This is a genomic window from Nocardia sp. NPDC004123 (assembly GCF_053603795.1).
Window position 1 is genome coordinate 81,965 of the sequence record NZ_JBSGGG010000009.1, and the last position, 24,411, is coordinate 106,375.

The 24,411-nt window shown below is 68.3% G+C and carries 24 protein-coding genes; 5 read left to right on the top strand and 19 right to left on the bottom strand.

Going from position 1 to position 24,411, the window contains the following annotated elements:
- Position 1: 1 nt before the first annotated feature.
- From ACWEQQ_RS14750 to ACWEQQ_RS14760, 3 genes are all read right to left on the bottom strand, one after another.
- Positions 2–316: a WXG100 family type VII secretion target gene (locus ACWEQQ_RS14750; RefSeq protein ID WP_452348590.1), complete on the bottom strand. Its 315-nt coding sequence runs from the start codon at positions 314–316 to the stop codon at positions 2–4.
- A 184-nt stretch (positions 317–500) separates the two neighbouring features.
- The gene (locus ACWEQQ_RS14755; protein ID WP_379388871.1) at positions 501–1,001 is read right to left on the bottom strand and encodes a hypothetical protein; all 501 of its coding nucleotides are present in this window, start codon (positions 999–1,001) and stop codon (positions 501–503) included.
- A 243-nt stretch (positions 1,002–1,244) separates the two neighbouring features.
- Positions 1,245–2,570, bottom strand: a complete 1,326-nt coding sequence (locus tag ACWEQQ_RS14760) for a DNA polymerase IV (protein ID WP_452348591.1) — start codon at positions 2,568–2,570, stop codon at positions 1,245–1,247.
- A 230-nt stretch (positions 2,571–2,800) separates the two neighbouring features.
- Here ACWEQQ_RS14760 and ACWEQQ_RS14765 point away from each other — a divergent pair, with 230 nt between their 5' ends.
- Together ACWEQQ_RS14765 and ACWEQQ_RS14770 are read left to right on the top strand one after the other, a co-directional pair.
- On the top strand, positions 2,801–3,679 hold the full coding sequence (locus ACWEQQ_RS14765; RefSeq protein WP_452343049.1) for a UTP--glucose-1-phosphate uridylyltransferase: 879 nt from the start codon (positions 2,801–2,803) through the stop codon (positions 3,677–3,679).
- Between the two features lie 115 nt (positions 3,680–3,794).
- Positions 3,795–4,910, top strand: coding sequence for an alpha/beta hydrolase (locus ACWEQQ_RS14770; RefSeq protein ID WP_452343048.1), 1,116 nt, complete (start codon positions 3,795–3,797; stop codon positions 4,908–4,910).
- Positions 4,911–4,953: 43 nt separating this feature from the next.
- On the opposite strand, the gene ACWEQQ_RS14775 is transcribed toward ACWEQQ_RS14770, so the two are convergent.
- Positions 4,954–5,400: a MarR family winged helix-turn-helix transcriptional regulator gene (locus tag ACWEQQ_RS14775; protein ID WP_452343047.1), complete on the bottom strand. Its 447-nt coding sequence runs from the start codon at positions 5,398–5,400 to the stop codon at positions 4,954–4,956.
- Positions 5,401–5,455: 55 nt separating this feature from the next.
- On the opposite strand from ACWEQQ_RS14775, the gene ACWEQQ_RS14780 reads away from it, so the two are divergent.
- Entirely contained in the window at positions 5,456–6,523 is a 1,068-nt protein-coding gene (locus tag ACWEQQ_RS14780) for a hypothetical protein (protein ID WP_452348592.1), read from the top strand.
- A 7-nt stretch (positions 6,524–6,530) separates the two neighbouring features.
- On the opposite strand, the gene ACWEQQ_RS14785 is transcribed toward ACWEQQ_RS14780, so the two are convergent.
- On the bottom strand, positions 6,531–7,070 hold the full coding sequence (locus ACWEQQ_RS14785; RefSeq protein WP_379401661.1) for a TetR/AcrR family transcriptional regulator: 540 nt from the start codon (positions 7,068–7,070) through the stop codon (positions 6,531–6,533).
- A 110-nt stretch (positions 7,071–7,180) separates the two neighbouring features.
- Between ACWEQQ_RS14785 and ACWEQQ_RS14790 the strand changes: the two genes are divergently transcribed.
- The gene (locus ACWEQQ_RS14790) at positions 7,181–7,594 is read left to right on the top strand and encodes an organic hydroperoxide resistance protein (RefSeq protein ID WP_452343045.1); all 414 of its coding nucleotides are present in this window, start codon (positions 7,181–7,183) and stop codon (positions 7,592–7,594) included.
- 6 nt (positions 7,595–7,600) lie between these two features.
- On the opposite strand, the gene ACWEQQ_RS14795 is transcribed toward ACWEQQ_RS14790, so the two are convergent.
- Both ACWEQQ_RS14795 and ACWEQQ_RS14800 read right to left on the bottom strand, forming a co-directional pair.
- Entirely contained in the window at positions 7,601–8,137 is a 537-nt protein-coding gene (locus ACWEQQ_RS14795; RefSeq protein ID WP_452343044.1) for an NlpC/P60 family protein, read from the bottom strand.
- 252 nt (positions 8,138–8,389) lie between these two features.
- Positions 8,390–8,668, bottom strand: coding sequence for a hypothetical protein (locus tag ACWEQQ_RS14800; RefSeq protein WP_452348593.1), 279 nt, complete (start codon positions 8,666–8,668; stop codon positions 8,390–8,392).
- A 130-nt stretch (positions 8,669–8,798) separates the two neighbouring features.
- On the opposite strand from ACWEQQ_RS14800, the gene ACWEQQ_RS14805 reads away from it, so the two are divergent.
- Entirely contained in the window at positions 8,799–9,377 is a 579-nt protein-coding gene (locus ACWEQQ_RS14805) for a TetR/AcrR family transcriptional regulator (RefSeq protein WP_452343042.1), read from the top strand.
- A 52-nt stretch (positions 9,378–9,429) separates the two neighbouring features.
- Here ACWEQQ_RS14805 and ileS read toward each other — a convergent pair whose 3' ends face one another.
- The 12 genes from ileS to murD form a co-directional block, all read right to left on the bottom strand.
- Positions 9,430–12,585 (bottom strand): isoleucine--tRNA ligase, encoded by a 3,156-nt coding sequence (gene ileS, locus ACWEQQ_RS14810; RefSeq protein WP_452348594.1) that lies wholly within the window; start codon positions 12,583–12,585, stop codon positions 9,430–9,432.
- Positions 12,586–12,897: 312 nt separating this feature from the next.
- Positions 12,898–13,101 (bottom strand): hypothetical protein, encoded by a 204-nt coding sequence (locus ACWEQQ_RS14815; protein ID WP_354843223.1) that lies wholly within the window; start codon positions 13,099–13,101, stop codon positions 12,898–12,900.
- A 126-nt stretch (positions 13,102–13,227) separates the two neighbouring features.
- Positions 13,228–14,058 carry a DivIVA-like cell division protein Wag31 gene (gene wag31 / locus ACWEQQ_RS14820; RefSeq protein WP_354843003.1) on the bottom strand — a complete coding sequence of 277 codons (831 nt, stop codon included), beginning with the start codon at positions 14,056–14,058 and terminating at the stop codon, positions 13,228–13,230.
- Between the two features lie 72 nt (positions 14,059–14,130).
- Positions 14,131–14,433 carry a YggT family protein gene (locus tag ACWEQQ_RS14825; RefSeq protein ID WP_040856625.1) on the bottom strand — a complete coding sequence of 101 codons (303 nt, stop codon included), beginning with the start codon at positions 14,431–14,433 and terminating at the stop codon, positions 14,131–14,133.
- 492 nt (positions 14,434–14,925) lie between these two features.
- The gene (gene sepF / locus ACWEQQ_RS14830) at positions 14,926–15,723 is read right to left on the bottom strand and encodes a cell division protein SepF (RefSeq protein ID WP_452343040.1); all 798 of its coding nucleotides are present in this window, start codon (positions 15,721–15,723) and stop codon (positions 14,926–14,928) included.
- Positions 15,724–15,827: 104 nt separating this feature from the next.
- Complete coding sequence (locus ACWEQQ_RS14835) at positions 15,828–16,601, bottom strand: YggS family pyridoxal phosphate-dependent enzyme (RefSeq protein WP_452343039.1); 774 nt, start codon at positions 16,599–16,601, stop codon at positions 15,828–15,830.
- Positions 16,598–17,338 carry a peptidoglycan editing factor PgeF gene (pgeF, locus tag ACWEQQ_RS14840; RefSeq protein ID WP_452343038.1) on the bottom strand — a complete coding sequence of 247 codons (741 nt, stop codon included), beginning with the start codon at positions 17,336–17,338 and terminating at the stop codon, positions 16,598–16,600. The genes ACWEQQ_RS14835 and pgeF overlap by 4 nt, the downstream gene beginning before the upstream one ends.
- A 139-nt stretch (positions 17,339–17,477) precedes the next feature.
- Positions 17,478–18,737, bottom strand: coding sequence for a cell division protein FtsZ (gene ftsZ / locus ACWEQQ_RS14845; protein WP_354843015.1), 1,260 nt, complete (start codon positions 18,735–18,737; stop codon positions 17,478–17,480).
- A 320-nt stretch (positions 18,738–19,057) separates the two neighbouring features.
- Complete coding sequence (locus tag ACWEQQ_RS14850) at positions 19,058–19,918, bottom strand: cell division protein FtsQ/DivIB (protein ID WP_452348595.1); 861 nt, start codon at positions 19,916–19,918, stop codon at positions 19,058–19,060.
- A gap of 6 nt (positions 19,919–19,924) precedes the next feature.
- A complete protein-coding gene (gene murC / locus ACWEQQ_RS14855; RefSeq protein ID WP_452348709.1) occupies positions 19,925–21,370 on the bottom strand; it encodes a UDP-N-acetylmuramate--L-alanine ligase in 1,446 nt (481 codons plus the stop codon).
- A 77-nt stretch (positions 21,371–21,447) separates the two neighbouring features.
- Positions 21,448–22,953 (bottom strand): putative lipid II flippase FtsW, encoded by a 1,506-nt coding sequence (gene ftsW / locus ACWEQQ_RS14860; protein ID WP_452343036.1) that lies wholly within the window; start codon positions 22,951–22,953, stop codon positions 21,448–21,450.
- Positions 22,950–24,392 carry a UDP-N-acetylmuramoyl-L-alanine--D-glutamate ligase gene (gene murD / locus ACWEQQ_RS14865; protein WP_452343068.1) on the bottom strand — a complete coding sequence of 481 codons (1,443 nt, stop codon included), beginning with the start codon at positions 24,390–24,392 and terminating at the stop codon, positions 22,950–22,952. The genes ftsW and murD overlap by 4 nt, the downstream gene beginning before the upstream one ends.
- Positions 24,393–24,411: the final 19 nt, after the last annotated feature.

A 24,411-nucleotide genomic window follows, 5' to 3' on the forward strand; every position in this document is an offset into this window, starting at 1 on the left:
TCTACCGGTAGCGGACAGCATTGCCGTGGTCCATCCGCTCGAGAGTGTCCGCGGCCTCGTTCTGCCCGGACGCGTACGACCCCAGGGTCGTTGCCATATCGCGGAGTCCGTCCCGCAGATTGGCGTGGGCCGCGGCGTACCCCTGTCCGCCGTCGGCGAAGGTGCTGCCGTAGCTGTCGTCGCCCCACGCCGCGCCCTTGGCGGACAGCGCCTGTTCCAGGGTGGCGAGAATGCCGTTGACGCGGCTTTCGAGATCCTGCATCTGCCCTGCGGCACCACGCAACTGACCAGGAGTAACGCCGACTTTCGTTGCCACTGTTGCCCTTTCGCCGATGGACGGAAGATCAACGATGGCAACGGGTGCGGGTCGCGCAACAGGCCGGCGACCCCGAATTAACGCCGCCCTGACAGGTTTCGCGGTCTTCTTGACGAAACTCCGTGCGGGACAGGCAAAACCCGGTCCGGCATCCGCCGTCCGATGCCGGACCGGTCACACGGGACTAGCTGCAGGCCGGAGAGGTCTGGTTGGCCAGCGAGAGTGCGTTGCAGATCCATTCCTTCTGGACCTTCCACTTACCGTCCTCGGCCACGAAGGGCACGACGGCCTGCTGCGGCGCGCCGCCGTTGATCGCGACCTGGGCGTCGGCGGTGATGGTGCCGTTGCCGAGATCGGTCACATTGGTGACGGTGATGGTGGCGTTGTTCTGCTTGTAGGCCTCCGCCAGCCGGGTGGGCAGGCTCGGGTCGGCCGAGACGCCCTGCAACATGTCGAGCTTCTCCGAGTCGGGGATGCTCGGGTCCAGTGCCTTCTGCAGTTCGGTGTTCAGGTCCGCCGCGGTCGGGGCCGGCGGGTAGTTCGTCTGTGCCGCGGTGGTCTTGGAGGTGGTGACCTTGGCGGGCTTGCTCTCCTTCTTGTCACCGCTCCCACACGCCGACAGCCCGAGTACGGTCACGACAGCCAGTGCGGCGACCGCGATGCGTCCAGTCTTCTGAAGCTTCAACTGCTCGTCCTTTGCGTTCGAGTAGGTCCGTTCGACAACGTGCCAGCTACACCCGACCGGCGGCGCTGCACGACACGCGACACTACCAACGCGGCGTCTCAGAAGCCGCCTTCGCGCCGGACGGCGCGGCATTTTCAGGCTGAATCCTCATAATTCACGCATTCGGGCCTTAGCGGTGGGACAAGCCCCGAAAGGTAAGGAAGACGGGCCGGCTCCCGTACCCCGGATGGCGCCGGAACCGGCTCAGCGCAGGCTGCCCAGTGGGTCGGCACGGGTGAGGTCGGGGTCCTCGGCGGGGAACGTGCGGGCAGGACCCGGCCCCGTGGACCGGGTTTCGAACCGGATGGTCACGACCCCGTGGCCCGCGCCCTGTACCCAGCCGTGCCCGAATTCGGGGTGTTCGACATCGAGTCCCGGGTACCAGGTTCCGACGGCGAAGGAGCGAGTCGCGGGCGGCACCACCGGATCCGGGCCCTCGGGCACCGCGAAGGTGGGTTCCTCGGAGACCGCGCCATCGGTGTCGACCGTCTGATCCAACTCGGGGAACAGCGATTCCTGCCGGATCTCCGAGAGTCCGGCGAAACCCACTCCCACCAGGCGAATCGGCCCGATCTCGGCCGGGTCCAGGGCGGACCGCTGTGCGGCGGCGGTGAGGGTGGCGAGATCCTCGGTGGCGTAGGGCAGCGTGGAGGAGCGGGTCACGATGCTCATGTCGGTCTTCTTGAGCTTGAGCACCACGGTGCGCGCCGCGCGGCCGTCGGTGGTGAGTCGCCGATGGGCGGAGGCGGCCATGGCGTCGATGGCCGGGCGCAGCTGGGCGAGGGTGAGAATATCGGTCTCATAGGTGGTTTCGGCGCTGATCTGCTTGGCCTCCGCGCGCTCGGCCACCGGCCGGTCGTCGATACCGCGGGCCAGCCGGTGCAGCGCCACCCCGATGCTGCCGCCGAGAATCGAGGACGCCTCCGATTCCGGCAGCGCCGCCAGCGCCCCCACGGTCTCGATTCCCAGTGAGCGCAACCGGCTTTCGGCCACCGGCCCGATCCCCCACAGTTTGCGCACCGGCAGCGCGGACAGGAACCCGTCCTGCTCGGCCGCCGGAATCACCCGCACCCCATCGGGTTTGGCCAGCCCGGAGGCGATCTTGGCGAGCTGCTTGCCGCTGCCCGCCCCGACCGAGGCCACCAGCCCGGTGCGTTCCCGCACCGCCGACCGCAGCTCCTCGCAGAATTCGAGCACCCGCGCCGGAGTGGCTCCGGACAGTTCCGCGGGTTCCCCGAACGCCTCGTCGAACGACAGCGTCTCCAGCACCGGGATCCGGGTCCGCAGGGTGTCGAAGACCTGCCCGCTGAGTTCGCCGTACACCGCCCCGCGCGGCGGGATCACCACCGCGGCCCCGCCGACCAGCCGCCGCGCCTGATGCATGGGCATGGCCGAGCGCGCTCCGAACACCCGCGCCTCGTAGCTGGCGCCCGCCACCACGCCGCGCCCGCCCATGCCGCCCACGAGCACCGGCCGCCCGCGCAGGGTCGGGCGGGTCAGTTGCTCGACCGAGGCGAAGAACGCGTCCATATCTATATGGAGCACCCACCGCCGCTGTCCCGCACCTCGGGACCCGCTGTCGATTTGCTGTGTGTCCGCGCCCGGCCCGGCGGGCCCGCCGCCCCTGCCCTCCGGCCCTGCGCAACCGACTTCACCAGGCATGATGTCCCGGTTCGCGGGGTCGGCAGACGTGTTCACACCGGGAAATCTACAAGCGACTACCGACAGGTACGACCCGCCGGATGTGTGATGATTCGTCCATGACGATTCGCAAGGCCGTGATTCCCGCAGCGGGTATCGGCTCGCGCCTGCTGCCGCTGACCAAGGCGATCCCGAAGGAAATGCTCGCGGTGGGTGACAAGCCCGTCATCGAACACACCGTCCGCGAGCTCGTGGCCTCCGGCATCACCGACATCACCATCGTGGTCAGCGGCGGAAAGTCGTTGATCCAGGATCACTTCCGCCCCAACCCCGCCCTGGTCGCCCAGCTGCGCGCCGACGGCAAGACCGCCTTCGCCGACGCGGTCGAGGAGGTCGGTGAGCTGAGCCGGCAGGGCCACATCACCTACCTGGACCAGCACGGCCCCTACGGCAACGGCACCCCGGTGCTGAACGCGGCCCGCCACCTGGGCAACGAGCCCATGCTGGTGCTGTGGCCCGACGACGTCTTCGTCGCCGAGGTGCCGCGCGCCCAGCAGCTCATCGACGCCTACGAGAAGACCAACGCGCCGGTGCTGGCGCTCATGCCGATGGATCCGTCCGAGTCGCAGCGCTACGGCGTCCCGGTGGTCGAGGAGACGGTCGGCGAGGGTCTGATGCGGATCAGCGGCCTGAAGGAGAAGCCCAAGCCGGAAGACGCCCCGTCCTCCTTCGCCGCCATCGGCGGCTACGTGGTCACCCCGGGCATCATCGACGAACTGCGCAAGCAGGTCGACAACTGGTACACCCACCGCACCGGCGAGGTGTATCTGACCGATGCCATCAATATCTTCGCCGCCGAGAATCCGGTGTACGGCCAGGTGATCCGCGGGCGCTGGTACGACACCGGCAACCCGGCCGACTATCTGACCGCGCAATTCGCTTCGGCGCTGGCGCATCCGGAGTACGGTCCGCTGTTGCGGCAGCTCGTCGGCGAGTAGTCCGCCGCCGCCCCACAGGCCGCCAGGTTCGGCGCACAGGTGCCGTGCGCCCGACCACGCCAGACCGAATTTGTCGAAACCCGAAACATGGGGGCATGTTTCGACGATCATGCCGATGGGTCGGGATACCCCTCTGGATCGAAGGTCGGTTTTGCTAGGCGGATTGGGCACCCGGGCGGCACTGCTCGCGGCGGCAAGTTGTTCTCTTGTCACTACGTTCACCATGGTCGTACCCGCTGGTCCGGCCTTCGGCGCCCCACCCGACCCGATAACCAGCACGGCGAGCCTGGCGGGCACCGCGGTGTCCGACGACGGCTCCGCCATCACCTCCTTCGAGGTGCACGACTCCCGCAACCTGACGCTGCACGTGCACTCGGCGGCCATGAACTCCGATATCACGGTCGAGGTACAGCGTCCCGCCGACACCTCCGAGCCGCGCCCGGTGCTGTATCTGCTCAATGGTGCGGGCGGCGGCCAGGACACGGCGACCTGGAAGCGCAATACCGATTCCACCCAGTTCTTCATGGACAAGAACGTGAACGTGGTGATGCCGATCGGCGGCGCGTTCACCTACTACACCGATTGGCGCAGCCCCGATCCCCGGCTGGGCCAGCCCATGTGGAAGACCTTCCTCACCGAGGAGCTACCCCCGCTGGTCGACGCGGCCCTGGCCACCAATGGGATTCACGCCATCGCGGGCATGTCCATGTCGGGCACCTCGGTACTGCAGCTTCCGATCGCCGCGCCCGGCCTGTACCGGGCCGTCGCCGCCTACAGCGGGTGCGCCCAGATCAGTGATCCGGTCGGCCAGAAGTTCACCGACCTGGTGGTCTCCATCGGCGGCGGCAATCCGGTGAACATGTACGGGCCGATGGACGATCCGGAGTGGGCCGCCAACGACCCCTACGTGCACGCCGAGGCGCTGCGCGGTCTGGGGATCTATGTCTCCAACGGCTCCGGCCTGCCCGGCCGCCACGACAATGTGGCCGATGTGCGCAGCCTCGGTCCGGCGGATGGCGGTCTGCCGCAACAGATCCTGGTCGGCGGCATCCTGGAGGCGGCCAGCGACTGGTGCGCCCGCAATCTCAAAACCCGCCTGCACCAGTTGAACATTCCCGCGACCTTCGATATCGCCAAGCCGGGCACGCACTCGTGGGGCTACTGGCAGGATGCGCTGCGCGCCTCGTGGCCGGTGCTGGCCGAGGGCCTGGAGCTGCCCGAAACGGATTGAGCCGCGGCCGGTTCCGGCCCTCGGTGTCTGTCCGGCGAAGCCGCTAGCCCTCGTCGGCGGCGTTGTAGCGCACGAGATAGGCCGCGAGCCGTTCGACATCCGCGTCGTCCCAGTCGGCGAAGCGTTCGGTGAACGCGGCGCTGCGGTTGCGCGCCGCGGCGCGGGCCACCCGTCTGCCCTCGGCGGTGGCGTGCAGCACCAGGTTGCGGCGGTTGGCCGGGTCGACCTCGCGGGCCAGGTAGCCGTCGCGTTCCAGCGCGGCCACCTGGCGGCTGACCGTGGACTTGTCGAGGTGGAAGTGCCCGGCCAGATCCGAGGCCAGGCACCCGTTCCGCTCGATCACCAGGTCGAGAATGCTGGAGGCCACCAGCGACAGCTCCGGATGCAGTTCGGCGGCGCGCCCGCGGGCGCGCCGGGCGAAGGCGGTGAGCTCGCGCTGTATGACCTCGATCGCAGCGGATCGGCCGGGGAATGCGTCAGCACTCTTCATAGTTGTAGACTACAACCTCGATTGGTTGTATTTACCAACTATTGGAGATGAACCCATGGCCCCGCATCAGATCCGGCATGTCGCCGTGCACCTGCTCACCCCGCTGCTCATGTGCCTCGGCATGGGGCTCGCGTACCTGGGCGCGTTCCATCAGCCCGAGCCCAACCACCTGGCGGTGGCCATCGTCGGCGACAGCCCGCAGGTCAAGGTGCTCGCGCAGACCCTGAAGGACAAGGGCGGCAATGCCCTCGACGTGATCACCGTGCCCACCCGCGACGACGCGGTGAGCCATCTGCGCCACCGCGACCTGGCCGGCGCGTACGTCCCCGACACCGAGAAGCCCGAACTACTGGTCGCCAAGGCCGGATCCGACACCACCGCCATGGCCGCCGAGGCCGTCTTCGGACAGGTCGCCGGACTGCAGAACGCGCCGCTGACCGTCACCGACGTCACCACCCCCAGCTCCGGCGACCCCACCGCGCAGGGCATCTTCTTCCTGCTGGTCGCCCTGAGCATCGGCTCCTACGGCAGCGTCGCCGCCATCGGCGCGGCGGGCGCGGGCCTGCCCATGTGGCTGCGCGGCGCGATCGGCCTGGTCACCTCGCTGCTGGTGAGCCTGATCGGCCTGGCCCTCGCCGGCCCGGTCTTCCACGTGGTCGACCACGACCTGGGCGCGATCTGGGGCATGTCGTGGCTGTACTCCGCGGGCATCCTGACCATCGGCATCGGCCTGCACACCTTCCTGAAGCGCTGGACCACACTGGCCCTGATGGTGCTGTTCGTCATGCTGAACTTCACCAGCTCCGGCGGCGTCTACAGCCCGTGGCTGCAGAACGACTTCTTCGGCACGCTGCACCACTTCTGGAACGGCGCTGGCTTCGTCGAGGGCGCACGCAGCCTGCTCTACTTCGACAGCACCGGACTGGGTGGCCGGATGGCGAGCCTGGCGCTCTGGTTCGTGGCGGGCATGCTGCTCATGCTCGTGGCGGGCCTGACCGAAAAGCGGCAGGCCGCAGCGCAATCCGCGCCGCGCCACGCCGCCCCCGAGCCCGTCGGGCAGGCCCCGTCCGCCGAGACCGCGGTGGCGGCCGAGGAGGAGATGGAGGAGGCGGTCGGCGTCTGAGGCCGGCCTACCGAATACCCAACTGCGACAAGGCGGTCCGGATGCCCACCCGGACCGTCTCGTTGTCTCCCATGCCCCCGCTGACGGCCACGCCGTCGCGGGTCAGCAGCAGCGCCCGGGCGGCATCGTCGATGTCGGTGCGCCCCGCAGCGCGCAACCGGTCGGCCATCAGATCCCGGAACCAGCCGCGATAGTCGTCGACGACCTTGCGCACGGCATGCTCCGGATTCGGGAACTCCACGGCCGCATTGAGAAACGGGCAGCCCCGGAAGCCCGGTCCGCAGCTGAGCTCGCCCAGCCGCTCGAAGATGCCGACGATGGAGTCGGCGCCGGCGCCGGGGATGGCCTCCAATACCTCGCGCTGACGGCCGTATTCGCGCACCAGGTAGGCGACGACCAGGTCTTCCTTGGTCTTGAAGTGCCGGTAGAAGGTGGCTTTCGCGATGCCCGCCTCGGCGATGATGCGGTCGATGCCGACGGTGTGGATGCCCTCGGCGTAGAACAGCCGGGTCGCGGTGTCCAGCAGGCGATCACGGGCTTCGCTCATGGCTGACCTGCACTCCTTCCCCTCATCGGGCTTCGGTATTGACGATAGCAGACAGGTCTGTCTACTCTGGGTCGGGTCTGAACAGACAAGTCTGTCTAGGGAGATTCGAAATGGCTAAGCTCTTCACCTCGTCCGCTACCTCCGTCGGCCGCGAGGGCCGCTCGGTCAGCTCCGACGGTTACCTCGACCTGAAGCTGGCCCAGCCCAAGGAGGTCGGCGGCAGCGGTGACGGCACCAACCCGGAGCAGCTGTTCGCGGTGGGTTACTCGGCCTGCTTCGCCGGCGCGCTGCAGGCGGTCGCCCGCAACCAGGGCATCGCGCTGGGCGACACCTCGGTGACCGCCGACGTCAGCCTGAACAAGGACGAGGAGACCGGTTTCGGTATCTCCGTCGTGCTGCACGTCGAGCTGCCGGAGGAGCTGCAGAACGACAAGGGCCGCGAGCTGGTCGAGGCCGCCCACCAGGTGTGCCCCTACTCCAAGGCCACCCGCGGCAACATCCCCGTGGAACTGGTTGTCGAGTAAGACGATTCAGTAGAAGCGGCGAATGGTGTAGATGTCGAACTGGCTCAGCGGAGTCAGGCCGACGGGCACACCCCAGTCGTACGCGTTCAGCACATTGCCGCCTCCCGCGTAGATGCCTACGTGGGAGGCGTCGTCGTTGAGGACGACGACGTCACCGACCTCAATAGCGCCGACGGGCACCTCGAGTCCGGCGTCGGCCTGCTGCCAGGTGGTACGCGGCATATCGATGCCGACGCTGCGAAAGGCCCACTGCACCAGGCCCGAGCAGTCCCAGGCGTCCGGGCCGGTGCCGCCCCAGCGATAGGGCTTGCCGGTCTGGGTGGTCGCGAGCGCGAGCGCGAGCATGGCCCGTGGACTGGCCACCGGCAGCTGCGCGGAACCGCTCGCGCTGCCCGAGGCCGACCCGCTGGCGCTGCCCGAGGCGGACCCCGACGCCGAGCCGGTATCCGCGTGCGCCAGGCCCGCCCAGAGCGCGGCGCTCAGCACCAGCGCCGAGGCCGTGGTGACGAATGATGCGAAACGGTGAACCTGCCTTCGAGCCATATGCGTGCTCCTTCATCGGCGATACCGCAGCAACATCTCGAGCAAGAAAAATTAACTAACTGATAGCTGTTCTAGCGCACGCGCAACATACGTCACAAGAGAACCCGGCTCGGCGTGTCTCGAACCTCCGTCGCTAACCTCGAAAAATGCCTGTTCAAGCGATTGGACCCCGAAAAGCCGAGAGCGCCCGCCCGAACTTCGGGAAGGCGCTCAAAGTTTGCCGAAGGCCGATGATGCGGCGTTCGCCAGCGGTCAGCGGTGCAGCCGCTGGGTCAGGTGGTGGTTGGCCTTCAGCAGCATCGGGATCAGGGCGTAGGCCGAAGTGGGCACCACGATCGCGGTCAGGACAAGGGTCCGCACGAACACCGGCAGGCTCGCCATCTCGGGGCCGAGCAGGGCCAGAGCGATGGTGATGGTCGGATACACGGCCAGCCAGGTGATGAGGGCGCGCCGATGCACCGACGGAACCACCATGGGCGCAGCGGCATTCGCGGCAGCGACAGTGGCGGGGGTGGTGGTGAGGGTGGTCATTATGCGCTCCTAGCGACCGTGTTCCCGATTATCGGCGAGACGGTCCGTCTCGTCTCATGGGTAAGTTAGCCCCCGCCGCGACACCTGTCAAGACGAGACGTTCCGTCTCGTTCGGCGGTATGATGGAGCCATGCCCCAGCCGCCCAATCCCGAACTGCGCAGCGCCAAGTCCCACCAGGCGATCCTCGACGCGACCTTCGAACTCGCCGTGCGCAATGGCTACGGCAAACTCACCATCGAGGCCATTGCCGCCGAAGCCGGCGTCGGCAAGCAGACCATCTACCGCTGGTGGCCCTCCAAGGGCGCGATCGCCCTCGAGGCCATCAATGACCAGATCGGTTCGGCCACCGACTTTCCCGACACCGGTGACATCGCCGCCGATCTGAAGGCGCAGATCGGCGGCCTCGCCCGAATGCTGGCCGGCGATGTCGGCTGCGTCTACCGCGGCGTCATCGCCGAGGCCCAGAACGACCCGAAGCTCATGCAGATGGTCCGTGAGACCTTCGTCGAACCCCGGGCCCGGAAGGGTGGGCTCCGGCTCGAATCCGCCATCCGCGCCGGGCAGATCCGTGACGATCTGTCAGTGCTCGCCATGACCAATATGCTCTACGGCCCGGTCTACCTGCGGTTCCTGCTCGGCGTCGGCGACGTCCTCGACGCCCCGGAACTGGTGGACCCCATCCTCGACGGACTCCGTCCCCGCTCCTGACGCAAAAGGGAAGGGGCGGAACCGGGTTCGGTTCCGCCCCTTGTCTCTTCGCCTACGCCTTGACGATCGAGACCTTCACGCCGCCGACGACCTCGGGGGCATCGGCACCCACCTCACCGAGAGACAGTGTGGTGGCGAGGATTTCGCCCGCGATCAGCTCGCGGTGGGTCTCCGCCCAGCCCAGGCGCTCGGCCGGGACGTCGAGCACGACCGTGATGCGGTCGGAGACGTCCAGGCCCAGGGACTTGCGGGTCTCCTGCAGGTCACGGATGAGGTCGCGGGCCCAGCCCTCGGCCTCCAGCTCCTCGGTGACCGCCGAATTCAGCACCACCAGACCGATATTGCCGGGCAGGGCGGCGGTGGATTCGGGTTCGGCGGCGACCAGGCGCTGGGTGTACTCCTCGGGCAGCAGGGCGATGCCGGCGGCGGACACGGTGCCGTCGGCGGCCTCGCTCCACTCCCCCGCCTTGACGGCCTTGATGACCGTCTGGACCGCCTTGCCCAGGCGCGGTCCGGCGGCGCGGGCGTTCACCACGAGCTCGAAACGGCCGTGCGCGGCCACATCGGTGGTGAGGTCGACCTTCTTGACGTTCACCTCGTCGGCGATCAGATCCACGAAGGGCCGCAGGCGTTCCGCGTCGGCGGCGGCCACGGTGACCTCCGAGAGCGGCAGGCGCACGCGCAGGTTCTGGGCCTTGCGCAGGCTCAGCACCGTGGAGCAGACCGTGCGGACCTCGTCCATGGCCGAGACCAGTTCGGCATCGTGCGGCAGGTCGGTGTCGCTCGGCCAGTCGGCCAGGTGCACCGAGCGCTCGCCGGTGAGGCCGCGCCAGATCACCTCGGTCAGCAGCGGCAGCAGCGGGGCCGCCAGCCGGGCGGTCACCTCGAGCACCGTGTGCAGGGTGTCGATGGCGTCGCGGTCCTCTTCCCAGAAGCGCGAACGCGACCGGCGCACATACCAGTTGGTGAGCGCGTCGGCGAAGGTGCGCAGCTCGTCGCAGGCCGTCGCGATGTCGTAGATCTCGAGGGCGTCGGTCATGACGTCGCGGGTCTGCGCCAGCTTGGCCAGGATGTAGCGGTCCAGGACGTTCGGCGAGTCCGTGCGCCAGGTCCCCGGCTTGGAGGCGTAGAGCTGCAGGAAGGTCCACGCGTTCCAGAGCGGGCGCAGAGCCTGGCCGACACCCTCGCGGATGCCGCGCTCGGTGACGATGAGGTTGCCGCCGCGCAGCACCGGGGACGCCATGAGGAACCAGCGCATGGCATCGGAGCCGTCGCGGTCGAAGACCTCGTTGACGTCCGGGTAGTTGCCCTTGGACTTGGACATCTTGAGGCCGTCGTCGCCGAGCACGATGCCGTGCGCCACCACCGATTTGAAGGCCGGGCGATCGAACAGCGCGGTCGAGAGGATGTGCAGGTTGTAGAACCACCCACGGGTCTGGCCGTTGTACTCGACGATGAAGTCGCCCGGGCTGTGCGCGGCAGCGTCGGGGGTGCCCTCGAACCATTCCTTGTTCTCGAACGGGTAGTGCACCTGCGCGTACGGCATGGAGCCGGACTCGAACCAGCAGTCCAGCACCTCGGGCGTGCGCCGCATCATCGACTTCCCGGTCGGGTCATCGGGATTCGGGCGCACCAGCTCATCGATGCCGGGCCGGTGCAGATCGCTCGGCCGCACGCCGAAGTCCTGCTCCAGCTGATCCAGCGAGCCGTAGACGTCCACGCGCGGGTAGGCCGGGTCGTCGGAGATCCACACCGGGATGGGCGCACCCCAGTAGCGGTTGCGGCTGATGTTCCAGTCGTGCGCGTTCTGCAGCCACTTGCCGAACTGGCCGTCGCGGATGTGCTCGGGAACCCAGGTGATCTCCTTGTTGAGCTCCACCATGCGGTCGCGGAAGGTGGTGACCGCCACGAACCAGGACGGCACCGCCATGTAGATCAGCGGCTGACCCGAGCGCCAGCTGTGCGGGTAGGAATGCTCGATGGTCTCGTGCCGCAACAGCTTTCCGGCGGCCTTGAGGTCCTTGATGATGACCGGGTTGGCGTCGAAGACCATGAGGCCCTCGTAGGGCGGCACCATGGAGGTGAACTTGCCGCCCGGGTCGAGGGGCTGTACGACCTCGATTCCATTGGCGGAGGCCACATCCATGTCCTCCTCACCGAACGCGGGCGCCAGATGCACCACGCCGGTACCGGAGTCGGTGGTCACGTAGTCGGCGTTGAGCACCCGGTGCGCGTTGGGGTGGCCGAGGAAGAAGTCGAAGGGCGGCAGGTAGTGCAGGCCCTCCAGCGCCGCGCCCGAATACTCGGACAGCACAGTCGGTTCCTCGCCCAGCTCGCGCGCGTAGTGCGAGACCCGCTCGGCGGCAAGCACATACCGCTTGCCGTCCTTGCCCTGGACGTGGGCGTAGGTGATGTCGGGGTGCACCGCGATCGCCAGGTTGGACGGCAGCGTCCACGGCGTGGTGGTCCAGATGAGGGCGTTGGCGCCGTCCAGCGCGTGCAGCGGGTGCTCGGCGGGGACCCGCAGCACCATGTCGACGGTGACCGCCGGATCCTGGCGCATCCGGTAGGAGTCGTCGAGCCGCGCCTCCTGATTGGACAGCGGGGTCTGCTCGTACCAGCTGTAGGGCAGCACCCGGAAGCCCTGATAGATCAGGCCCTTGTCGTACAGCGACTTGAACGCCCACATGACCGATTCCATGAAGTCGAGGTCGAGGGTTTTGTAGTCGTTGTCGAAGTCGACCCACCGGGCCTGGCGTGTCACATAGTTACGCCACTCGTTCGTGTAGCGAAGTACCGAGGATTTGCACGCGGCATTGAATTCCGCGAGACCCATGGCATCGATCTGTGATTTGTCCGTGATACCGAGCTGCTTCTCCGCTTCGATTTCCGCGGGGAGGCCGTGAGTATCCCAACCGAATCGTCGTTCGACCTTCTTCCCGCGCATGGTTTGGAATCGCGGGATCAAATCCTTGACGTATCCGGTGAGCAGATGGCCGTAGTGCGGCAACCCATTGGCGAAGGGCGGGCCGTCGTAGAAGACGAATTCCTCTGCATCGGAACGGTTCTCGATGCTGGCACGGAAGGTGTCGTCGGCGGCCCAGTAGTCCAGGACCCGCTGCTCCAGCTCGGGGAACGACACCTGACCGGACGTCCGGCTCAGGTCAACGCGCGGATATGCGCTTCGGGTGGTGGTCTCGTCCGCCATCGCGGCCTCTCAGCTCCTCGTGCCAGCACTGTGGGCACGGGGACGATGCCGGCGCTCGGTGCGCCGTAACCGCGGTACCACCCCGCTTGCCCGGTCCAGGATCACGAAAACCCTTGCAGGACCGAGCCTCTCGTTGTGAGCTGTGACGGGCTCACCCGTTCGGTTCTAGTGAGCGAGGCCCCTGTCGTTCACTGCTGAACGCAGACGCCCGCCGTTCTTCCGAAAGCTCCCCGGTGATGGCCGGATCAACGCCGTATAGCTCTCTACAGTCTAGCGGGGCCGGTCCAACGGATATTCCGCGGACCCGCCCCACTAATGCTTCGCATGTCTTCCGCCCGGCCGTGACGAGGTGTCCTCGTCATCGGTCCGCAGCGACAACGCACTGACGAGCAGCAGCACCGCGCCTATCACGCACACGATGATGCAGCCCCATGCCCAGATCACCGAGCCGGTGGTCAGTGCGGTCACCAGCAGGCCGAAACCCACGGCTGCGAGCGCGAGCGTCACCACGAGCAAGTGCACCACCCCCTCGTTGGGCTTCGATAGCGATGGCTATCGGAGGACTCGAAAGGTTGGCGGCGATACCGCGCCACCCGGGAGTTCGTCCCGCGCGACCTGGCATCGCTGGCCGTATCTACGACTTTACTTGCTGCCCTTGAGAAGTGCGCCGTTGCCGGACGCATCCTGACCGAACTCGCCGCCGTCGACCGGGACCGCCGAACCACGGTTCTCCAGCTCCTCCAGCTGCGATTCCAGGTAGGACTTCAGGCGCACACGGTATTCGCGCTCGAAGGTCTTGAGCTGCTCGATCCGGCTCTCCAGCACGCTGCGCTGCTGGGTGATGGTGGCCATGATCTCGGTGTGCTTGCGCTCGGCGTCGGCCTGCAGGGCGTCGGCCTTCTCCTTCGCCTGGCGCAGCTGGGAATCCGAGCGGGTCTGCGCGTCGGACAGCATGGCCTCGGCCTTCTGACGGGCATCGGCGATCATCGCCTCGGAACGCGTACGCGCGTCGCTGACCAGGCGCTCCGAGTTGGCCCGGGCGTTGGCCAGCAGCTGCTCGGCCTCGGTCTTGGCATCGGAGGTGAGGCGGTCGGCCATCTCCTGAGCCAGCGAAAGCACCTTGGCGGCCTGCAGATTCGCGTCCGCGGAGGGCGCCTCCTGCTTGACGGCGGCCACCGGGACCGGAGCCGGCATGGGGGCCGGGGGCGGCGGCGGAGCGGCCTTGATGGGCTCCGGCGCGACGGGCGCCTTCACCGGCTGAACCGCGGGGCCCCGATTCTTCTTGGCGTCAGCCAGTTCCGCATCCAACTCGGCAACTCGCTGGCGAAGATCAGCGTTCTCCTCGATGAGGCGTGAGAGCTCCTGCTCGACCAGGTCGAGGAAGGCATCGACTTCATCCTCGTTGTAGCCGCGCTTCCCGATCGGCGGTTTGCTGAACGCGACGTTATGAACATCGGCGGGGGTCAGCGGCATGGAACGATCCCTTCACGCTTCGTATGGAGATCTAGCGGTAGATCTGGGCAAGCTTTCTTTCCGGCCATTCTGTCACACCTGAGCTATCGACTGCCCTGCCTGGCCCGTGATCGTCATCAAGATGAACACGATGAAAAGCAGGACCATAATGGACAGATCGAGCCGAATTCCCCCAAGATTCACTGGGGGTATCAAACGCCTCAGAAGTTTCACCGGAGGGTCGGTGACCGTGAAGATCACCTCCAGGATGATCACCACGAAGCCCGTCGGCCGCCAGTCTCGCGCGAAGCTGCGGATGAACTCGACGATGACTCGGCTGATCAGCAGCAGCCAGAAGAGGAACAGCAGTAGGTTCAACACCTGGAACAGGGCCACCGCACCACTGTGCCCTAGATTCCATGATCGGCAAAATAGAAACACTGGGCCCGATTGCCCTCCGCCTCGCTCCGGGCGGGTTCGCGACCCTGTTACCTCGGCCTTCCCTCTGTGTCCGATTGCCCTCCGCCTCGCTCCGGGCGGGTTCGCGGCCCTGTTACCTCGGCCTTCCCTCCTACGCTCCCCCGCTTCGCTCCTCCGCTCCAAGCGCGGCGAGGCGGAGCGCAGTCCAGGCCGAGGCGGGCCGCGAACTTCGAGTGGGACCGCGACAAGGGACACATGCAGAGCCCGAGTCCAGGCATGTGATTCATGACATGCCCATCTGAATGAGCGTGCGATACCCGACAACTCGGGCGCAAGACTCCCCCACGAATCCCCCGCGACTATTTCGCAACCCCCGTTGACGAACGCAATTCGTTGCCGCCGTTCAGTTTTGGCGCAACGGTCGAACCCCGGCTGCCGCCTCCGCGTACTCGCGGCCGCGGCAGCTCGTCACTTCTGGTTGTAGAAGCCGTTTTCCGCGATCCGGCGGCGCTCCTCGGCGGAGACGTCCACGTCCGCCGGTGAGAGCAGGAACACCTTGGTGGCGACCTTGTCGAATGAACCACGCAGCGCGAAGGCCAGGCCCGCGGCGAAGTCCACCAGGCGGCGGGCGTCGGAGTTGCTCATCTCGACCAGGTCCATGATCACCGGGGTGCCGTCGCGGAAGCGCTCACCGATGATGGCGGCCTCCGCGTAGGTGCGCGGGCGCAGCGTGGTGATCTTGGACAAGGTGCCTCCGTCCTCGAAGATCTGGGGACGGCGGGCCGCCTCGATCCGGCGCTCCTGCTCCCGCAGCTCCTCGATGCGCCGCTCCGCGTCGGTATCCATCGCGAGCGCGCCGCGGGTGCTGCCGCGCACCGAGGGCGCGCTGCCGCCCATGGCACGGGTGCGGCTGGACGGGGCGGTGTCGATGCGGGTGGGACGACGGGGCGCGTCGTAACGGTCGTCGGCGTCGTAGCGGTCGCGGTGGTCACGCTCGCGGTGATCGTCGGCGTAGTCGTCCCGGCGGGACGCGCTGTACCCGGGCTTGTAGGGCGCCTTGTAGGACGGCTCGTAGGCGGGCTCGTCGTCGTAGCGGTCCTCGCCGTATCGGTCGTAGTCACGCTCGCGTTCGGCGTAGGGCCGGGGACGACGCTGGCCACGCTCATCGGCGCTCCGGGCGGCTCCGCGGTCGTCGACGTAATCGTCTTCGTAATCCTCGAGCGGAACCATCCCGAAGTACGCCTTGAACTTGTGCAGCGTGCTCATCTGGTCGACCTTCCTTCGGCCCCGGTTGGCCTGGGGTGTTGTCCTGCTCAGTCCTCGTCTGTCACCAAGCATATGTTTCGAATGTGACTGGTGAGGTTTCTTTGCTACGCCGAGGTTATCGGTCGCGTGCCCATCAGGGCTGTACCGACACGCACGCAGGTGGATCCATGGCGGATGGCCGACTCCAAGTCGCCGGACATGCCCGCCGACAGTTCTTTCGCATCGGGGTGGACAGTTGTTAATGCGGCGTGGATGCGGGCCAGTTGCTCGAAAGCGGCATCCGGTTCCACGTCCAGTGGCGGGATGGCCATCAGGCCCGCGAGCTGCAGGGATCGCGACGCGGCGACCTGATCGGCGAGCGCGTGCAGGGCCGCATCGCGGGCGCCGCCGCGGGACGGGTCCGCGTCCAGGGACACCTGGAGCAGCACGCGCAAGGGGGTGGTGCGGGATCCGTCGTCCAGTGCGGCCTCCGCGGCGGCGTCGAGAGCGCTCGCGAGCCGGTCGCTGTCCACCGAGTAGACCGTATCGGCCCAGCGTGCAACGGATTTCGCCTTGTTCCGCTGCAGCCGTCCGATGAAGTCCCAGCGTATCTGGGACAGGTGTCGCAGCTGCGCCACCTTGCCCGCCGCCTCCTGCTCGCGGGACTCGCCGAACTCGCGGCAGCCCAATCCATAGAGGATCTCGATATCCGAGGCGGGGAAGAACTTGGTGACCGGCAGCAGGCGCACCGAACCCGGCGCCCGGCCCGCGGCCGCGCACGCTGCGTCGATTCGCTCGATGAGTGCCGACAGGGCGGTGGCGAGCTCGCCGGCGCGACCACCGCCCGACGTGACCTGCGCCGCATCGGATCCCTCTGCGGCGGTGAAGCTTTCGGTCATTCTGAAACTCCCTCGGATGACATCCAAATCACACCGGCGAGTCGCCCGGTCGGCGCGTCGCGGCGGTGCGAGAACAGCGTCCGGTCCTCGATGGTGCACCGCGGATCCACCGCAACCGCGCCCACGCCGGCCGCCTCCAGTTGCCGGCGGATGCCCGCGCGCAGATCCAGGCCGGGCGTGCCCTTGGCCGTGGTGGTCGCGCTGCCGGGCAGATGCGCCTCGACGTCGGCGCGCATGGCGGCGGGCACCTCGTACTGGCGACCGCTGGCCGCCGGGCCGAGGAACGCGCCGATGCGCTCGGGCTGCGCGCCCAGCGACATCATGGCCGCCAGCACTCTAGGCACGATCCCGATCCGGGCCCCGATCCGCCCCGCATGGACGGCGGCGATGACGCCGGCCTCGTCGTCGGACAGCAGGATCGGCACGCAGTCGGCGGTCAGCACCACCAGCGCGAGATCGCGCCGGGTGGTCACCAGCGCATCGGTGGCGGGCACCGGCTCGGTTCGCGGCCCGTCCACGATCTCCACGTTCCGCCCGTGGATCTGCTCCATCCACACCAGGTGGTCCGGCGCGAGCCCGAGGTTCTCCGCGAGCCGAACCCGATTGCGCCGCACCGCCTCCGGATCATCACCCACGTGATCGCCCAGGTTGAACGAGTCGTACGGCGCGGCCGAGAACCCGCCCGCCCGCGTCGTCACAACCCGTCTGGTCCGAAATACCCGTGCCGCTGCTGTCATGCCTTCGAGGGTAGTAGTCACCGACGGGCAACCCCGAACTCACCACCACGCTCCGAACGACAACACCGCCCGGGAACGACATCGCGCCCGCTCCGGAGCCGGAGCGGGCGCGATGGATGAATCCGTCAGGGGCGCAACGTCAGCGGCGCATGAAGGAGGGGACGTCGACGTCGTCGTCATCGGCGTCCGGGGGCTGGATGTGGCCGCGGGTGTTGCTCGCGACCGTCGGGTCGACGGCCGGCCGGGGCGCGCTGTAGGACGGGGCCGGGCCGCGCTCGGCGACCGGCTGCGGCGGCGGGGCCGGCGCGGGCTCGGGGCGCGGGGCGGGAGCGGGCTCGGAGGTGCGGGCCGAGGTGTATTCGTGTGAGCGACCCACGCTTCCGGCGCTGGCGCTCGCGGTGCCGCTGGTATTGGTGAACCGGCTGACCGCGGGCTCGATACGCCGCGAGGGGCCGCTGCCGTCGAAGCCGGCGGCGATCACGGTGACGCGGACCTCATCGCCGAGGGAATCGTCGATGACCGTACCGAAGATGATGTTGGCCTCGATGTGCGCGGCCTCCTGCACCAGCGAGGCGGCCTCGTTGATCTCGAACAGGCCGAGGTCGGAGCCGCCCGCGATGGACAGCAGCACGCCGTGCGCGCCGTCCATGGAGGCCTCCAGCAGCGGCGAATTGATCGCTGCCTCAGCGGCCTTCACCGACCGGCCCTCGCCGCGGGCCGAGCCGATGCCCATGAGGGCCGAGCCCGCACCGGACATGACCGACTTGACGTCGGCGAAGTCGACATTGATCAGACCCGGGGTGGTGATCAGGTCGGTGATGCCCTGAACACCGTTGAGCAGCACCTCGTCCGCGGAGCGGAAGGCGTCCATCAGACTCACGGCCGCGTCGCCGAGCTGCAGCAGCCGGTCGTTCGGAATGACGATGAGGGTGTCGCAGGACTCGCGCAGCGCCTGGATGCCGGCCTCGGCCTGGTTGCTGCGGCGCTTGCCCTCGAACGAGAACGGCCGCGTCACAACACCGATGGTGAGCGCGCCGAGCTTGCGCGCGATGGAGGCCACGACCGGCGCGCCGCCGGTGCCGGTGCCGCCACCCTCGCCGGCGGTCACGAAGACCATGTCGGCGCCCTTGAGGACTTCCTCGATCTCGTCCTTGTGATCCTCGGCGGCCTTGCGGCCCACTTCCGGATCGGCGCCGGCGCCCAGACCGCGGGTGAGTTCGCGGCCGACATCGAGCTTCACGTCCGCATCCGACATCAACAACGCCTGCGCGTCGGTGTTGACGGCGATGAACTCGACTCCCTTGAGTCCCTGTTCGATCATCCGGTTGACGGCGTTCACGCCGCCGCCGCCGATACCGACGACCTTGATCACAGCAAGGTAGTTGTGCGGGGGCGTCATGGGCTCTCGCCTTCCTTCGATCTGAAACAGCTTGTCGTCTTCGGCTACTCGCAAAATACCGGCACTATGGTCTCGGTCCGATAAACCCTCAACCATAGGTTCAGCGTTATGTCAAGTATCCGACTGGTGCCGAACGGTATTCGCAGCCACCGCGTTACGGGCGCAGGCGCGCCGAACCGAGCATCAGAATCTTGTGTGATTCGACTCGTCCGACCCACCCGAGCATCGTATCGTGGACGGTTGCCCTCCGGTCCTGGATCAGAACCGACGGTGCCCTTCCGGCAAACCACCGAAAATTTCGGCAGCCCAATGGGTATCGCTCACTTTACCGTGACCAGATTCGGACTCGAAACATCGAATACCTTGCCCGGCTGGGAAAGCAGGGGTCCGACCACCGCGGCCTTGCGCGCGGAGTCCGCGATTCCGCCCCAGAGCACGGTGCGGCCGTCACGCAACTCCAGGGCAATATCCGAAACCGAGCGGGCCACAACCGCTCCCACGCCGACCTCGTCGCGCAGCGGAACAGGAATCGCGGCCATGACGGCCACCGCGGCCTTGGTCACCGGGTCCGATCCGCCCGGATGATCGGTCACCAGTTTGGGTATCCCCGGTCCCGGCGGCTCGATCGCGAATTCCACGCTGTCGCAATCGAGCAGATGGGCGCCGTCGGGACTGTCGAAGTACAGCACCGGGGTGCGCTCCACGACCGTCACCCGGACGGTGGACGGGAACACCCGCTGCACGCGCACGGAATGGACCTTGGGCAGCTGCGATACCCGTTCGGCCATGGCATTGGTGTCCAGCCGCATCATGGACAGACCGTCCGGTACTTCCAGCGCGTCCTGAACCTGTTGTTCCGGAACGGCACTCAGCCCTTCCACCTGCACCGTACGCACCGACAGCAGCGGCGTGAACCAGGCGACCAGTCCGAACGCGATCAGCACCACGACGCCGGCCGGGGCGCCCCACCGCACCCAGCGCGACTGCCACGCCGTCACGATCCGCGATTCGCGGCGAACCCGCCCACGGCGCAGCCGGGCCCGCCGGGCCGCCGCGCTCTCGCCCGCGGATTCGGCGCTGTTGTCCGCTGCCGCAGCGGATTCGGTGTCGTAATCGTCCGCGTCGTAGCTATCGCCGGCGGCCGGAACCGGCCGATCCGCCGCTCCCCCACCCGAGCCCACGGTGGCTCACCGTCCGTGTGCGGGTCGTGCGCGCAGCCCATCCAGAATCTGGCTGCCCAGCATGGTCACATCGCCCGCGCCCATGGTGATCACCACGTCGCCGGGCCGCGCCAGCGCGCCCACCTGCTTGCCGACCCGGGACATATCCGGCTGGTAGTGCACGGGTTTGGTGACCGCGTTGGCCACCAGCGCGCCGTTCACACCCGGCAGCGGTTCTTCACGCGCGCCGTACACATCGAGCACCACCACCTCGTCGGCCAGCGACAGCGCCGCGCCGAACTCGGTCGCGAAAGTGGCGGTGCGGCTGTACAAGTGGGGCTGGAACACCACGATCACCCGGCCCGGTCGCGAGCGCGCGCCGTCACGCGCCTCCTGTGCGACCAGTTCGGCGGCGGCGGAGAGCACCGCGCGCACCTCGGTCGGGTGGTGGGCGTAATCGTCGAAGACGCGCACGCCGTTCTCGCGTCCGGTGAGCTGGAAGCGGCGGTGCACGCCGCCGAAACCCTCCAGGCCCTGGATGATCTCGCCCATATCGGCGCCGGTCGCGCGGGCAGCCAGCAGCGCGCCCAGCGCATTGAGGGCCATGTGCCGGCCGGGCACCGACAGGCGCAGGGTGCGCGGGGCATGCTCGTCGGCGAGCTGGAAGACGACCACGCCGCCGACATCGCGCGGCTCCCAGGACAGCAGCTGGGCGCCGACCGGGACACCGGACGTGGCGAAATCGCCGGAGCCGTAACCGATCACCTGGATGCCGCGCGGATCCTCGGCCAGCCGGGCCACCGACCGCTGCGCCAGGCCCAGCGAGCCCGGATCGTCCACGCACACCACCAGGCGGCCGCCCGGTTCGAGCCGGTCCACGAAGTCGTCGAAGACCTGGACGTAGGCCTCGTCCGTACCGAAGTAGTCCAAGTGGTCGGACTCGATATTGGTGACCACCGCGACGTCGGGCGCGTACTGCAGCAGCGACCCGTCGCTCTCGTCGGCCTCGGCCACGAAGATGCCGCCGGTGCCGTGGTGGGCATTGGTGCCGGCCTCGTTGAGTTCGCCGCCGACGGCGAAGGACGGGTCGTACCCGCAGTGCTGCAGGGCCACCACCAGCATGGAGGTGGTCGAGGTCTTGCCGTGCGTGCCCGACACCAGCAGCGTCTTGTGACCCTGCATGAGCGAGGCCAGCACGGCCGGGCGCAGCAGCACCGGCACGCCGCGCCGATGCGCCTCCACCAGCTCGGGATTGGTCTTGGGAATGGCGGCGTAGGTGGTCACCACGGCGGTGGGCCCGCCGGGCAGCAGGTCCAGGGCGCCGGCGTCGTGGCCGATGCGCACCTGCGCGCCGCGCGCCCGCAGGGCCAGCACACCGCGGCTCTCCTTGGCGTCGGAGCCGGAGACCATGCCGCCACGCGACAGGAGAATTCGGGCGATCCCGGACATACCGGCACCACCGATGCCGATCATGTGCACGCGTTGCAGATGGTCGGGTAGGTCGGTGTGAGCCTCGGCGGTTCCCACATCGCTGTCCGGCCGCTCCACTGTCACCTCGAATTACCCCGTTCCCTGGCGTGTTTCATCGGATAGTTGGGCTCCCAGGCCCGAGTGCTGCGCCACGACTCCGTGGAGCGGCTGGTGCGCCGGGCCGAATCCGAATCTATCGACCGCCGCGCCGACGACTCCGAGCCGCCCCGGCTCCGACCCGAGGGTAGCGCGCTCCGCTGCGGGGCGGACTTCACCTTGGCCTTCACCTTGGCTTTCGCCTTGGCCTTGGTGCGGGCCCGGGAGGCCCGCGCCCGCGCGGGCGAGTACAGCTCGGGTTTCGGCAGGCGCAGCAGCCGGCTGAAGCGGCCGTCCTGGCCCGCGTGCAGGGCCGCCACCGCCTCGGGCTCGTGCCGGGCGGCATTGGCGATGATGCCGAACATGAGCAGCGTGATGGCCAGCGAGGAACCACCGGCCGACACCAGCGGCAGCTGCAGGCCGGTCACCGGCAGCAAACCGACGACATAGCCGACATTGATCAGCGCCTGACAGGTGATCCAGGTGGTCGCCGAGGCGGTGAGCAGCCGGATGAACGGATCCACCGAGCGGGTCGCGATCCGCAATCCGGCGTAGACGAAGAGTGCGAAAAGCCCGAGCACCAGCGCACATCCGAGGAACCCGAGCTCCTCGCCGATGATGGCGAAGATGAAGTCGTTGTGCGCGTTGGGCAGATAACTCCACTTGGCCCGGGACTGGCCCAGGCCGCGACCCCAGATGCCGCCGTCGGCCAGCGAGTACATGGCCTGCCGGGCCTGGTAGCCGATGCCCTGCGGGTCGTCGCCCGGGCTGAAGAAGGCGCGCATGCGGTCGGACCGGTAGCCGGCCGAGAGCGCCAGGATCGCCGCCGCGACACCGCCCGAGACCGCGATGGTCACGAACATGCGCAGCGGCAGCCCGCCGAACCACAGCAGCGCGGTCAGCACGATGCCCAGCGCGATGGTGGTCGACAGGTTGGGTTCCAGCACGACCAGGAAGCACACCAGCAGGCCCGCGGGCACCAGCGGCATGAGAATGTCCTTGTACCCGGCCTTTTCGGTCTGCCGGGAGGCCAGCAGGTGCGAACCCCACACCACCAGCGTGACTTTCACGATCTCCGAGGGCTGCACCGACACCACGCCGAGGTCGAACCAGCGCCGCGAACCCTGCACCTCGCTGCCGATGCCGGGGATGAGCACCAGCACCAGCAGCACCACCGACAGCGCGAAGACCGGGAACGACAGCCGGCGCATCACCCGCATCGGAATCCGCAGCGCGATATAGAACAGCACCGCGCCGAAGACGGCCAGCACCGCCTGCTGGATGAACAGCCGGTAGGCCGAGCCGCCGTCGGCGTAGGACTCCACGCTGGACGCCGAGAGCACCATGACCAGACCCAGCACGGTGAGCAGCACCGCGATCGCCACCACGAGATGGAACGACGCCAGCGGGCGGGCCAGCCAGGCCCCGAACCATCCGATTCTCGGTCGCTGGGTCTGGTTCCCGGCCCGCCGCGGCGTCGCCGTCGTCATTCGGTTCTCCCGATGTCCTTCTCGTCCAGGGCCTGCACGGCGGCCGCGAAGCTGCGGCCGCGGTGCGTGTAGTCGGCGAACATGTCCAGGGACGCCGCGGCCGGGGCCAGCAGCACGGTATCGCCGCGGTGGGCGAAGCCGGCCGCCACGCGCACCGCGCGCGCCATCACCGCTTCGGGCTCGATCTCGGTGAAGGGGTCACCCATCCGAGCATCGTCCCCCGAATTCAGCTCCACGACCGGCACATCGGGCGCGTGTCGCGCGAGTGCGGCCGCGATCGCCGCCGCGTCCTGGCCGAACAGCACGGCCGCGACGAGATGGTCGCGGCATTCCTCGATGAGGTCCTCGACGCTCGCGCCCTTGAGCTGACCGCCGGCCACCCAGATCACGCTGGGGTGGGCCAGGATCGAGGAGCGCGCGGCGTGCGGGTTGGTGGCCTTGGAGTCGTCGACGAATTCCACGCCGGACAGCTCCCGCACGAAGGCCGCCCGGTGCGGGCCGACCTTGTGCTCCTGCAGGCCCTCCTTCACGAACTGCGGTGCCACGTCGATGGATCGGGTCAGGGCGGCGGCGGCCAGGGCATCGGCCACACCGGCCGGGCCCTGCGGGCTGATGTCGCCGACCTCGGCCAGGATGGCGGCCTTGGTGAAGGCGCGATCGAGCAGCTTGCCGTCCACCACGCCCAGCTCGCCGTCGGCGGGAACGCCGATGCGGAAGCCGACGGTGCGGCGCGCCTTGGACTTTCGCGCCAGCGCCGCGGCGACGGCGTCGTCCAGGCCGACCACGCCGACCCGTCCGGTCAGCGCGCGCGCCTTGGCGGCGGCGTAGGCGTCCAGGCCGCCGTGCCAATCCAGGTGATCCTCGGCCACGTTCAGCACCACCCCGGCCTCCGGGCGCACCGACGGCGCCCAGTGCAGCTGGAACGAGGACAGTTCCACCGCCAGGATCTGCGGGCCCGGGGTGCGGCGCAGCGCGTCCAGGATGGGCAGGCCGATATTGCCGCAGGCCACCGAGGGAATCCCGGCGGCGCGCAGGATCGAGTGCGTCATCTGGGTGGTGGTGGTCTTGCCGTTGGTGCCGGTCACCACCAGCCACTTGCGGACCGGGCCGTAGATCCGGGCCTGATCGACCCACCAGGCGAACTCGACATCGCCCCACACCGGAATGCCCTCGGTGACGGCCGAGACCAGCACCGGGGAGTCCGGCCGCCAGCCCGGGCTGGTGATCACCAGCGCGAAGCGTTGCAGCGCATCGGGTTTGAGCAGGTCGGCACTGGTGGCGGTGCCCAGGCCCAGTTCGGCGGCCTCGGTGAGCGCCCTCTCGCCGCTGTCGGTGACCACCGGGCGCGCGCCGATGTCCTGCAGCGGCTCGATCAGCGAGCGTCCGGAGACGCCCCAACCGGCCACCAGCACATCACGGCCACGCAGGAATTCGAGCATGGGCCCCGGCGACCGCAGG